The sequence below is a fragment of the Plantibacter sp. CFBP 8798 genome (genome assembly GCF_014841195.1).
In the GTDB taxonomy this organism is placed as follows: Bacteria; Actinomycetota; Actinomycetes; order Actinomycetales; family Microbacteriaceae; genus Plantibacter; species Plantibacter auratus.
In genome coordinates, this window is sequence record NZ_JACYTS010000004.1 from 372,801 (window position 1) to 384,590 (window position 11,790).

Below are 11,790 nucleotides of genomic sequence, written 5' to 3' on the forward strand. Positions count from 1 at the left end.
GAAGCCACCGGATCACCAGGCTCCCGCGAGCGTCACGGTCGTCGTCTCGGTCCACGGCGGGAGCCGTACTCACATCGATCGTCCTGCTCCTTCACACCGGGTCGGCTCGGGTAGCCCCGTCAAGTATGCCAGCCAGGCGCGGTGCCGCTCGGTGGGCCGGGTTCCGCCGACCTCGGGGATAATGGGAGGGTTGTGTCCGGAGCCACCCGAGAAGGTCGTATGAAACTCATTGTTCAGATCCCCTGCCTGAACGAAGAGGAGACCCTTCCGTCGGTCTTGCGGTCCATCCCCACCGTCATCCCGGGAATCGACGAGATCGAGATCCTCGTCATCGACGACGGGTCGACCGATCGCACGGTCGAGATCGCTCGGGCGCACGGGGTGGACCACATCGTCCAGCACACCCGGAACATGGGTCTCGCGCGGTCCTTCCGCGACGGCGTCGACTACGCGCTGCTGCACGGCGCCGACATCGTCGTGAACACCGACGGCGACAACCAGTACCCCCAGGACCGCATCGGCGATCTCGTCCAGCCCATCCTCCGCGGTGACGCCGACATCGTCGTCGCCGACCGCCAGACCGCGCTGATCGAGCACTTCTCGCCGTTCAAGAAGTCCATGCAACGCTTCGGCAGCTTCGTCGTGAACAAGGCGGCGGGCACCGACCTCCCCGATGCGGCGAGCGGCTTCCGGGCGTACTCGAAGTACTCGTTGATCCGACTGAACGTCGTCACCCGGTTCAGCTACTGCATGGAGACGATCATCCAGGCCGGCTACAAGCGTCTCGCGATCACCAGCATCCCGGTCACGACCAACGCGAAGACCCGCGAGTCCAGGCTCTTCCGGAACATCGGCGAGCACATGTACCAGTCCGGCGTCGCGATCACCCGTGCCTACCTCATGTACCGGCCATACGTCGTGTTCGCCGGTCTCGGAGCCCTGCTCGCGGTCGCCGGACTGATCCCGTTCCTGCGGTACGCCGTCCTCATGTGGATCGACGACGGCGGGAACCACCTGCAGTCGCTGCTCGTCGGTGCCACGCTGCTGATGGGATCGCTCCTGTCCTTCGCGATCGGGGTCGTGGCGGATCTCACCCGGATCAACCGGACCCTCAGCGAGGAGACACTGGACTACCTCAAGCTGCAACGCTACGGCGACTGAGGGCGGTTCACCGAGCGCGTTCGGCGAGCACCTCGTGCAGCACGGCCGAGTATCGAGCGCCCGCCGTCTCCAGGGAGTACTCGGTCGCCCGTTCCCGGGCACCCCGCCGGAGGTGCGCTCGGAGTGGAGCATCGGCGAGCAGCCGACCGAGCACCTCGGTCAGACGGTCTGCGTCGTCCGGCGGCACGATCAAGCCGCTCACCCCGTCGACGACGGCCTCGTTCAGCCCGGGGAGGTCGGAGACGACGATGCAGGCTCCGGCGGCGAACGCGTCCAGGATGACCACCGGCAGGCCGTCCTGATCCCCTGAGGCGGAGAGCACCGAGGGGAACACCACCACATCGGCCCTCGCGAAGGCGGCATCGAGCGCGTCCCGATCCAACTGGCCGTGGAACGTGACCGGAAGGCCCTCGGCCTGCGCCTCGGACGCTCCGCGGAGTGGACCGTCACCGCCGACCTCGAGGGTCCACGCGGGACTGGCCGGGAGCCCACGGAGTGCGCTCAGGAGCACGTGCAGCCCCTTCTTCTCCACGAGCCGCCCGACGAAGAGGATGCGCAGGGGGCGGTCGTCCTCCGGAAGCGGCACGATGTCGGGTCGCGAGTCGGCTCGGGCGTCGACCGCAGGCAGCCGGGTGCCCATCGGGAGCACCCTGGCGTGCTCGGCGGGGACCCCGAGCTCCACGGCTCGCGCCAACATGTCCCGGTTCATGACCGTCACCCGGTCCGCGTTCCCGAGGACCCAGCGCTTCACCCGGCGCATCGGCGCCGAATCGAGCGCGTAGATGTCGCCGCCAGGCGAGGTGAGGAGCTTCGGCACCCGAGCGGCGGCGATACGCGCGATGATCCCCTGCGGCACGATCCAGTGCACGTGGAGCACATCGGGCTTGAATCGCCGCACCGCCCGGCGGGTCGCGACGAGCTGACCGAGCAGGAAGAACGGCAGTTGCAGCCACCGCGTCCGGCGGGCGCGAAGGTTCTCGAGGATGGCGCCGTCCGCCAGATCCTCCCATCTCGTCGGGAAGAAGCGGTAGCGCCGGACGAGGATCGGTCCGTCCTGCTCCTCGGCCACGGAACCGGGCACCCTCGGCACGAGGGCGAGCACCTCGAACTGCTCCGCCTCCTCGATCGCGAGGTCGCGGACGAACGACGGCGTCCCGTCCTCGGGGATCGCCGGCCAGGTGGACGCCAGCACGAGGAGTCTGGGCTTCGGCATCGGGTGACTCCTTCACGGGTCGCTGCGGGATAATGGGCACATCCCATGAAGATCCTCACCAAGTATAGGAAGCCGCTCCAGGTCGGCTTCGCGGCCGTGGTCGTCGCCTGCATCGCCTGGACCGTGGTCGCGAACTGGTCCTCGTTCTCGACGAGCGTGGGACGGATGGATCCGTGGTGGCTCGTCGGGTCCGCGCTCGCCGGGTTCGCCGGGGTGGCCCTGTCCATGCTCGCGTGGCGGGCCATCGTGATCGCGTTCGGCCGCCGCATCTCGGTCCGCGAAGCCGGCTACGTGGTCTTCGTCTCGCAGATCGGCAAGTACATCCCGGGCGGGGTCTGGCCGATCGTCGCCGGAAGCCAGCTCGGACGTCGCGCGGGCCTGCCGACGGCCACGACGGTCGTGACGCTCACGGCACAGCTGGGAGTCAGTCTCGTCACCGGCTCGACCCTCGCGGTCGGAGCGCTCTTCGGGTTCCCCGCCCTCCGGCAATACGCGCCGCTCCTGATCGCCCTCGTCGCCATCGGCGTGATCGCGCTGCTGCCCCCGGTCATGCGACTCGTGCTGGGATGGATGTTCACCCTGATGCGGCGTCGGGACGAGCTCCCGCAACTCCGCAGTCTGCCCCTCCTCTCCGCCGTCGGCTGGTCGCTGGCCAGCTGGGGCGCGTTCGGGGTCCACCTCTGGTGCATCGTGTCCGCGCTGGGCACTGTCGACCCGGCGGCGATCCTGCCGGCGGTCTTCGGTTACTCGCTCGCCTGGGTGGCCGGCTTCCTGGCGGTCATCGCACCGGCGGGCGCGGGCGTCCGGGAGGCGATCCTGGCCCTGGTGCTCGCGAACACCGTCGCCGCCGGTTCGATCCTCGGTATCGTGCTCGTCAGCCGCTTCCTGCTCATCATCGTCGACGTCGCCGTCTGCGTCTACGCGGTCGTACGAGGTCGTGTGACTGCGGTCGTCGTCCATCCGGAGTCGGCCGATGCAGCAGACCTGGACCCACCGGCGGAGGCTGGAACGCCGACACCCGACCCACGCTGAGCGCAGGTCGGGTGCAGGGAGCGAACCGATTCAGCTCTGCTGTGCCAGCAGCGTCTGCAGGTACCGGCCGTAGCCGCTCTTCACCAGCGGCGCGGCGAGGGCGGCGAGCTGCTCGTCGTCGATCCACCCGGCGCGCCAGGCGATCTCCTCGATGCAGCCCACCTTGAAGCCCTGGCGGTCCTCGATGACGCGCACGTACTCGGACGCCTGCATCATCGACTCGAAGGTGCCGGTGTCGAGCCAGGCGGTACCGCGGTCGAGCACCTGGACCTGCAGCGCGCCCTGCTCGAGGTAGCGCTCGTTGACCGTGGAGATCTCGAGCTCGCCTCGCGCGGAGGGCTCGATCGTCTTGGCGATCTCGACGATCGAGTTGTCGTAGAAGTAGAGCCCGGGGACCGCGTAGTTGCTCTTCGGCTTGGCCGGCTTCTCCTCGATGGAGAGCGCCTTGAAGTCGTCGTCGAACTCCACGACGCCGTAAGCCTTCGGGTCTGCCACCTGGTACGCGAAGATGAGCGCACCGTCGATGTCGTTGTGGCTGCGGAGGGCGGAACCGAGGCCGGTGCCGTGGAAGATGTTGTCACCCAGGACCAGGGCGACGCTCTCGTCGCCGATGAACTCCTCACCGATGATGAAGGCCTGTGCCAGGCCGTCTGGCGAGGGCTGCACCGCGTACTCGAGCCGGATCCCGAGGTCGTCACCGTTGCCGAGGAGTGCACGGAACTGCTCGTTGTACTCAGGGGTGGTGATGATGAGGATCTCCTTGATCCCCGCCATCATGAGCGTCGACAGGGGGTAGTAGATCATCGGCTTGTCGTAGATCGGCATGAGCTGCTTCGAGATGCCCTTGGTGATCGGCCAGAGCCGCGTGCCGGATCCACCGGCGAGAATGATGCCGCGCATCGTCAGTTCCCCTTCAAGGTCGCGTAGAACGCCCGGGCGTCGTCCCAGGTCGGCAGGAGGCCGGCGGCGGCCGCCTCGTCGAGGCCGGGGGCCTCGGTGTCCTTCGGTGAGAGCAGCGGCGTACCGGCCTCGGGCGGGATGACGAGACCGACCCGCTCGTCGAGCGGGTTGATGCCGTGCTCACGGTCGGGACGGTAGACGTCGGTCACGAGGTAGCTGACGGTGGCGTCGTCGGTGAGCGCCACGAAGCAGTGACCGAGGCCCTCGGAGATGAAGATGGCCTTGCGGTCGGTGTCGTCGAGCAGCACCGAGTCCCACTGGCCGAAGGTCGCTGAGCCCACGCGGATGTCGATGACGTAGTCGAGGACGGCGCCGCGCGTGGCCGTGACGTACTTCGCCTGGCCGATCGGGATGTCCGCGAAGTGGATGCCGCGCACCGAGCCGCGCTTCGACACCGAGGTGTTCGACTGCGCGAGCTTGATGGACCGGCCGGAGGCCTCTTCGAGCTTGTCGAAGCGGTACCACTCGAGGAAGACACCTCGGTCGTCGCCGAACTGCTTCGGCGTGATCTCATAGCTGTCGGGGACGTTCAGTTCGCGGATCTGCACCCGGGGAGTCTACCAAGACGGTGCCCTGCGGCGGGATGCCGCGGTCCGGTTCCCGGTCGCCTCAGGCATAATCGAGTGTCCGCGCACAGAACGGCCCGCCATGATCCCCCTGCTCCGCCGCCTCTGGGACGGCGTCGCCGCGTACGCGGTGAAGTTCGGCGTCGTCGGACTCATCGGCTTCGGCCTCGACGTCCTCGTGTTCAACCTGCTGCGGGTCGGCGTCTTCGGGCATGACCACCTCGCGCAGTCCCCCATCGGCGCCAAGGTCATCAGTGTCTCGGTCGCGATCGTCTTCAACTGGATCGGCAACCGGTACTGGACCTTCCGCGAGCACCGCCGGAAGAACTTCGTCCTGGAGCTCGGCGAGTACGTCATCGTGTCGCTCGGCGGCATGGCGATCGCCGTGGGGTGCCTGTACATCAGTCACTATGCGCTCGGCTTCACCTCGCTGCTCGCCGACAACATCGCGTCGAACGTGATCGGGCTGGGCCTCGGAACCCTCTTCCGGTTCTTCCTCTACCGGTTCTGGGTGTACGGGCACCACCGGGCGGACGGTCTGGCCAACCTCGCCCGTGTGGAGGAGGCCCAGCGGACCCTGTTCGAGGAGCCGCCGACCGACGCCACCCGGTCAGCGACCTCCACGACCGAGCCGGGTACGATGAACGGGCCACTCCCGAGAGGACCCCTATCTTGACGTACCTGATCACCGGCGCTTCCGGCATGCTCGGCCACGACCTGCAGGAGGCCCTGACGGGTCGTGAGGTCACCGCCCTCGGTCGCGCCGAGCTCGACGTGACCGACCTCGAGGCGGTCCGCGCCGCTGTCGCGGGTCACACCGCCGTCATCAACGCCGCCGCCTACACGAAGGTCGACGACGCCGAATCGCACGAGGCCGATGCAGCCGCCGTGAACGCCATCGGCGCCCGCAACCTCGCGGTCGCCGCCCGGGAGGCCGGCGCGAAGCTCGTCCAGGTGTCCACCGACTACGTCTTCGACGGCTCCGCCACCTCGCCGTACCAGGAGGACCACCCGCTGGCCCCGATCAGCGCCTACGGCCGCACGAAGGCCGACGGCGAGCGAGCCGTCCTCGCCGAGCACCCGAACGGCGGCTACATCGTCCGCACGGCCTGGCTGTACGGCAAGAACGGACCGAACTTCGCCGCCACCATGGCGAAGCTGGCTGGGAACGGCGTCGACCCGGCCGTCGTCACCGACCAGCTGGGGCAGCCCACATGGACCGCCGACCTCGCCGCGCAGATCGTCGCGCTGCTCGACGCCGACGCGCCCGCCGGGATCTACCACGGCACCAACGCCGGGCAGGCCTCCTGGTACGAGTTCGCCCAGGCGGTCTTCGCTGCGGTCGGCGCAGACCCCGCACGGGTCTCCCCCACCGACAGCTCGGCGTTCGTCCGCCCCGCGCCGCGCCCTGCCTACTCGGTGCTCGGCCACGACGCCTGGGCCACCGCCGGACTCGCGCCGATGCGCGACTGGCGGGAGGCCTTCGAGGCAGCGACGCAGCACGGCGTCGTCACGGCACCGTGACCACCCTCCGCGTCGTCGTCGACCAGATCGTCGCACCGGTCGCCGGTGGAGTCGGTCGCTACTCCGAGGAACTCACCCGGGAGCTCATCGCGAGTGCCCCGGCCGGATGCGACGTCGAGGGCATCGTCTCGGCGGTGCCGAAGGAGAAGATCGACCTCCTCGAGTCCAAGCTCCCCGGGCTGGCGACGCTGCATCGCACCACGCTGCCGCGACGCGAGCTCAGTGCCGCCTGGCAGCTCGGCATCGTGGCACCGGGGACGGCGAACGGCATGGTGCACGCCCCGGGCCTGCTCGCCCCACTCAACCGCCACGACCGCATCAACGACGGCAACCAGATCGTCGTCACCATCCACGACACACTCGCCTGGTCGCACCCCTCGTCCCTGACGCCGATGTCGGTGGCCTGGCAGAAGGCGATGGTCAAGCGGGCGCGGAAGCACGCGGACGCCATCGTGGTCCCGACGCATGCGGTCGCCGACGAACTGCGCGACATCGTCGATCTCGGCGACCGCGTCCGCGTCATCGGCGGTGCCGCCGCGACCGCGCTCACCATCCCGACCGACGCCGACGGCCGTGCACGGACGCTCGACCTCCCATCCGAATACCTCGTGTCGGTCGGTTCGCTCGACCCCCGCCGCGGCATCACGGAGCTCATCACCGGCCTCGGCCGCCCCGGCGCCCCCGACCTCCCGCTGCTCATCGTCGGCACCGACAGCTGGGGCGACGTCACCCTCGCGCAGGTGGCCGATGAGGCCGGTCTGCCGGAGGGGCGGGTGCGTGCACTCGGATTCCTCGACGACGCCGACCTCGCCGTCGTCCTCGACCGCGCGACCGCCTTCGTCTACCCGAGTCTCGCCGAAGGGTTCGGGCTCCCGCTCGTCGAGGCGTTCCGCTTCGGCACGCCCGTCATCCACTCCGACGTGCCGGCGCTCGTCGAGGTCGGCGGTGGAGCCGGCGTCGTGGTCGAGTCCGGTGCCAAGGGGTACGCCGATCGACTCATCGCCACCATCAACGACGTCATCGGGGACAGCGAACGCCTCTCGCGCCTGCGCATCCTCGGCATGGACCGCGAGCAGGCCTTCAGCTGGCGCGACTCCGCCGAACGCGTCTGGCAGCTCCACGCGGAGATCTGAGCCGGCCGGGATGATGACGATCAGCGTCGATTCACGCCGCTGAATCCGCCCGTTCGTAACGTGGGCGGACGGCCGATCCGACACTCGTAGGGTTGATGGGTGACCTCTTCGACCGCTCGCGAGCGCTACACGCTCGGCCACCATCCCAGCGTCCTGCGTACCCATTCCTGGCGCACCGCCGAGAACTCCGCTGCACACCTGCTCCCCCATCTGCACGCGGGCCTCCAGGTCCTGGACCTCGGCAGCGGGCCAGGCACGATCACGCTCGACCTCGCCCGCCTCGTGGCGCCCGGCACGGTCATCGGCGTCGACGCCTCGGACCAGGTCACCGCCGACGCCCGAGCCCGTGCCGCCGCCGCCGGCGTCGGGAACGTCAGCTTCACGGTCGGTGACGCCTATGCACTCGACCTCCCTGACGACAGCGTCGACGTCGCCCACGTGCACCAGCTCCTCCAGCATGTGGCCGACCCGGTCGCCGTGATCCGCGAACTGCGACGGGTGGTCCGACCGGGCGGCATCATCGCCCTCCGCGAGATCGTCTACGGCGGGGCGGTCTGGTACCCGCTGTCCGCCGGCCTCAGCCGGTGGATGGAGATCTACCAGGAGCTCGCCAGGGCGAACGGCGGTGAACCGGATGCCGGGAGCCGGCTGAAGTCGTGGGCGATGGAAGCCGGGCTGACGGAGCTGCGCAGCACGGCGAGCGTCTGGTCGTTCGAATCCCCTGCGGACCGCGAGTGGTGGGGCGGCGCGTGGTCGGAGCGGGCGCAGACCTCCAGCTTCGCGACCCAGGCGCTCGAGACCGGGATCGCGGACGACGACGACCTGGTCCTCATCTCGACGGCGTGGCGGGACTGGGTCGACGCGGCCGACGGATGGTTCGCCGTTCCGCACGGCGAGATCATCGCGACCGTGCGCTGAGCCCTTCGACAGGCTCAGGGACCGGGAAAGTCGGCTCAGGGATCTGGGCTCAGCCGGCGTCGGGCTCCGGGCTCGGCGACGGCGGGAACAGCTGGTCCTGCACCATCTGGTGGATGAGCGTGTAGTCAGGCTCTTCCGGATCGATCGTCGGCGGGACGAACTGCAGGGAGTTGATCGGCAGCTCGCGCGTCTTCAGCGCGAGGTTCACGAAGTAACCGAGCATGCCCTGCGGCACATCGGTCTTGACGACGTCTCCTCCCGCGGCTGCCACGTCCTGGAAGCGCGCGAGGACGTTCGCCGGGTTGAACTGTTTGAGCATCGCCGTCTGCAGGATGTGCTGGCGCTCCATGCGGTCGTAGTCGCTCGTCGAGTGCCGCGACCGGGCGTACATGAGCGCCGTCCAGCCGTCCATGTGCTGCTGACCGGGCTCGATCCACGCCGTGACGTTCTCGAGGTCGGCGTCGCCGTCCATCGGGAGCCGTTCCTTGACGTCGATGTCGACGCCACCGAGCGTGTCGATCAGCGTGGCGAAGCCGTACATGTCGATGAGGACGTACCACTGGATGTGCAGCCCGGTGATGCCCTCCGCGGCCTGCTTCATCGCCTCGATGCCGGGCTCACTCGCCTCGGCCGTCGCCTTGGGGAACAGTTCGGGGTTCTTCAGCTCGATCTCGGTGTAGATCGAGTTGAGCTGACAGACGTCGACATCGCAGGAGTCGTCGTAGCCGTCCGGGTAGAGGGACGCCATCTCGCTGCCCTCGGGGAACGGGATGTCGACGAGGTCGCGCGGCATGGACATCGTCGTCGCCTGCCCGGTCTCCGCGTTGATGCTGACGACCGACATGCTGTCCGGCCGCATCCCGTCGCGGTCGGGGCCGGCGTCACCACCGAGCAGCAGGATGTTGTAGTAGCCGTCCACCGGCGGCTCCGACGGACCGGTGTTGCCGAAGATGGAGGAGATCGAGCCGCGGGTCGCGCCGGCGACGACCGCTCCGTACCCGGCCCCACCGGCCACCAGCACCATGGCGAGGGTGGTGAACAGCGCGACGCCGAGCCTGGCGTTCGGCGAGGCCTTGACGAGACGGACGAGCCGCAAGGTGTCGAGCGTCAGCACGACCCAGAGGATCGCGTAGGCGACGAGGAGGACCTGGGCGACGGTCAGCGCGATCGGGTTCGTCGCGAGGGTGAAGAGCACTTCGCGGGCGAGGAACATGAGGGCTACGCCGACGACGACGAGCAGCCAGAGGAAGAGGGTGAACCCGAGGCCGAACCGACCGAGCTTCCGGTTCCCGGCGAGCACCTGTGCGGAGCCGGGGATCAGCAGGTTGAGCAGGACGAGCCACCAGGCGCGCTTGGTCATCACCTCGCGTGAACGGGTGTCTGGGTACCGCATCGGCTTCGCGGCGGTGGCTGCACTCGTCATAGCTGCGCTTTGAGGTTCCGGTTCTTCTCCTCGACCGAGTCGGCGAGGGCCTCGGCGTAGGCGACGAGCGCGTGGTGCAAGGCGTCGTCGGCCGTGGCGAGGATCTTGACGGCGATCAGCGCGGCGTTCTTCGCGCCACCGATCGACACGGTCGCGACCGGCACGCCAGCGGGCATCTGCACGATCGACAGGAGCGAGTCGAGGCCGTCGAGGCGGGAGAGCGGCACCGGGACGCCGACGACCGGGAGCGTGGTGACGGAGGCGAGCATCCCGGGAAGGTGCGCCGCTCCACCGGCACCGGCGATGACGACCTTGACGCCACGGCCGTAGGCGGTTTTGCCGTAGGCGATCATCTTCTCGGGCGTGCGGTGGGCCGACAGCACCTCGACCTCGAACGGCACGCCGAAGTCGCGGAGCACCTGCGCCGCGTCGCTCATGACGTTCCAGTCGGAGTCCGAGCCCATCACGACGCCGACGAGCGGCGGGGCGTCAAGGGACGGGGCGGAGTTCTCGGGCATGAGCACCATCGTAGATCGCGGTGCCTGAAGATCGGCTCAGGACGCACCGCAGCTGGCGGACAAGCCCTCGCCCAGGAGCCCCCAGTCCGGGGACGCCTCGGTACCGCGCAGCGCACGGGTCGACCGGTGTCTGGGACAATCGGCGGATGAGCACGTCGACCGCGGACGGATCCGCAGCACGCCACGAGCCGCCCAGCCAGCGCGAGCTGCGGCGGTGGCGCGGGTACCTCGCCGACGAACGCGCCGAGGCCGCCGTCTACCGGGATCTCGCCGGGCGGCGGAGCGGTGAGGAGCGCGACATCCTGCTCGCGCTCGCGGAGGCCGAGAAACGCCACGAGTCGCACTGGATCGCGCTGCTCGGGGAGGACGTCGGCAAGCCGCAACGCGGTGACCTGCGGACCAGGCTGCTCGGCTGGCTCGCGAGGCGGTTCGGATCCGTCTTCGTCCTGGCGCTCGTCCAGCGCGCCGAGTCGCGCTCGCCCTACGCGACCGAACGGGCGGCCACCGAGCGCATGGCCGCCGACGAGCAGATCCACGAGGAGGTCGTCCGGGGCCTGGCCGCCCGAGGACGCAACCGCCTGTCCGGAACGTTCCGGGCGGCCGTGTTCGGAGCGAACGACGGCCTCGTCTCGAACCTCGCGCTCGTCATCGGCATGAGCGCCACCGGCGTCGGCAACGGCGTCGTCCTCGCTGCCGGGCTCGCGGGCCTCCTGGCGGGCGCGCTGTCGATGGGGGCCGGCGAGTACGTCTCGGTGCGGTCGCAGCGGGAACTGCTCGAGGCGTCCAGCCCCAACCCCGCGGCCGACGACGCCCTCCCCCACCTCGACGTCGACGCGAACGAACTCGCGCTCGTCTACCGGGCACGCGGCATGGAGGTCGATGAAGCCGAGGCCCACGCAGCGGACGTCCTGGCCCGCGTCGGCGCCGGCACCTACCAGCGCGAGGCCCGGACGGCGATGGAGCACGAGGCCATCGGGACCGGGCTCGGTGCCGCGCTCTCGAGCTTCTGCTTCTTCGCGTCGGGCGCCGTCATCCCGGTCCTGCCCTACCTGTTCGGACTGCAGGATGTCGCTGCATTGCTGGTCGCCGCGCTCCTGGTCGGGGTGGCCCTGCTCGGCACCGGCGCCGTCGTCGGGCTGCTCTCCGGGGGGCCACCGCTTCGCCGGGCACTGCGACAACTCGTGATCGGGTACGGCGCTGCTGCGGCGACCTACCTGCTCGGCCTGCTCTTCGGCGCGAACGTCGGCTGACCCGGCCGTCGGTCGTCCGCCGCGCGACATCGGGAGCCGATGCGAACACGTCATCTGCCGTCCACGAGTGCGTCACCGGCGTTCCCTACGCT

At 69.4% G+C, this 11,790-nt stretch carries 12 protein-coding genes; 7 read left to right on the forward strand and 5 right to left on the reverse strand.

Going from position 1 to position 11,790, the window contains the following annotated elements:
- Positions 1 to 219 precede the first annotated feature (219 nt).
- Positions 220 to 1,161, forward strand: a complete 942-nt coding sequence (locus IFU30_RS19350) for a glycosyltransferase family 2 protein (RefSeq protein WP_192006802.1) — start codon at positions 220 to 222, stop codon at positions 1,159 to 1,161.
- Between the two features lie 7 nt (positions 1,162 to 1,168).
- Here the strand turns inward: IFU30_RS19350 and IFU30_RS19355 are convergent, their stop codons facing one another.
- Positions 1,169 to 2,374: a glycosyltransferase gene (locus IFU30_RS19355; RefSeq protein WP_192006803.1), complete on the reverse strand. Its 1,206-nt coding sequence runs from the start codon at positions 2,372 to 2,374 to the stop codon at positions 1,169 to 1,171.
- Positions 2,375 to 2,419: 45 nt separating this feature from the next.
- Between IFU30_RS19355 and IFU30_RS19360 the strand changes: the two genes are divergently transcribed.
- Positions 2,420 to 3,406, forward strand: a complete 987-nt coding sequence (locus IFU30_RS19360) for a lysylphosphatidylglycerol synthase transmembrane domain-containing protein (RefSeq protein WP_192006804.1) — start codon at positions 2,420 to 2,422, stop codon at positions 3,404 to 3,406.
- A 30-nt stretch (positions 3,407 to 3,436) separates the two neighbouring features.
- Here IFU30_RS19360 and rfbA read toward each other — a convergent pair whose 3' ends face one another.
- Together rfbA and IFU30_RS19370 are read right to left on the reverse strand one after the other, a co-directional pair.
- Complete coding sequence (rfbA, locus tag IFU30_RS19365) at positions 3,437 to 4,306, reverse strand: glucose-1-phosphate thymidylyltransferase RfbA (RefSeq protein ID WP_192006805.1); 870 nt, start codon at positions 4,304 to 4,306, stop codon at positions 3,437 to 3,439.
- A gap of 2 nt (positions 4,307 to 4,308) precedes the next feature.
- Complete coding sequence (locus tag IFU30_RS19370) at positions 4,309 to 4,914, reverse strand: dTDP-4-dehydrorhamnose 3,5-epimerase family protein (protein ID WP_192006806.1); 606 nt, start codon at positions 4,912 to 4,914, stop codon at positions 4,309 to 4,311.
- A gap of 100 nt (positions 4,915 to 5,014) precedes the next feature.
- On the opposite strand from IFU30_RS19370, the gene IFU30_RS19375 reads away from it, so the two are divergent.
- The 4 genes from IFU30_RS19375 to IFU30_RS19390 all read left to right on the forward strand — a co-directional run bounded on the left by IFU30_RS19375 (position 5,015) and on the right by IFU30_RS19390 (position 8,507).
- A complete protein-coding gene (locus IFU30_RS19375) occupies positions 5,015 to 5,608 on the forward strand; it encodes a GtrA family protein (protein WP_192006807.1) in 594 nt (197 codons plus the stop codon).
- A complete protein-coding gene (gene rfbD, locus IFU30_RS19380; protein ID WP_197977663.1) occupies positions 5,605 to 6,456 on the forward strand; it encodes a dTDP-4-dehydrorhamnose reductase in 852 nt (283 codons plus the stop codon). Before IFU30_RS19375 ends, rfbD begins: the two co-directional genes overlap by 4 nt.
- Positions 6,453 to 7,589: a glycosyltransferase gene (locus IFU30_RS19385; RefSeq protein ID WP_192006808.1), complete on the forward strand. Its 1,137-nt coding sequence runs from the start codon at positions 6,453 to 6,455 to the stop codon at positions 7,587 to 7,589. Before rfbD ends, IFU30_RS19385 begins: the two co-directional genes overlap by 4 nt.
- 99 nt (positions 7,590 to 7,688) lie before the next feature.
- Entirely contained in the window at positions 7,689 to 8,507 is an 819-nt protein-coding gene (locus tag IFU30_RS19390) for a methyltransferase domain-containing protein (RefSeq protein ID WP_192006809.1), read from the forward strand.
- 49 nt (positions 8,508 to 8,556) lie between these two features.
- On the opposite strand, the gene IFU30_RS19395 is transcribed toward IFU30_RS19390, so the two are convergent.
- Together IFU30_RS19395 and purE are read right to left on the reverse strand one after the other, a co-directional pair.
- Complete coding sequence (locus tag IFU30_RS19395) at positions 8,557 to 9,930, reverse strand: LCP family protein (RefSeq protein ID WP_249404931.1); 1,374 nt, start codon at positions 9,928 to 9,930, stop codon at positions 8,557 to 8,559.
- Positions 9,927 to 10,448 (reverse strand): 5-(carboxyamino)imidazole ribonucleotide mutase, encoded by a 522-nt coding sequence (gene purE / locus IFU30_RS19400; protein WP_426738734.1) that lies wholly within the window; start codon positions 10,446 to 10,448, stop codon positions 9,927 to 9,929. Before purE ends, IFU30_RS19395 begins: the two co-directional genes overlap by 4 nt.
- Positions 10,449 to 10,594: 146 nt before the next feature.
- Between purE and IFU30_RS19405 the strand changes: the two genes are divergently transcribed.
- A complete protein-coding gene (locus tag IFU30_RS19405; RefSeq protein ID WP_192006811.1) occupies positions 10,595 to 11,698 on the forward strand; it encodes a VIT1/CCC1 transporter family protein in 1,104 nt (367 codons plus the stop codon).
- Positions 11,699 to 11,790 lie beyond the last annotated feature (92 nt).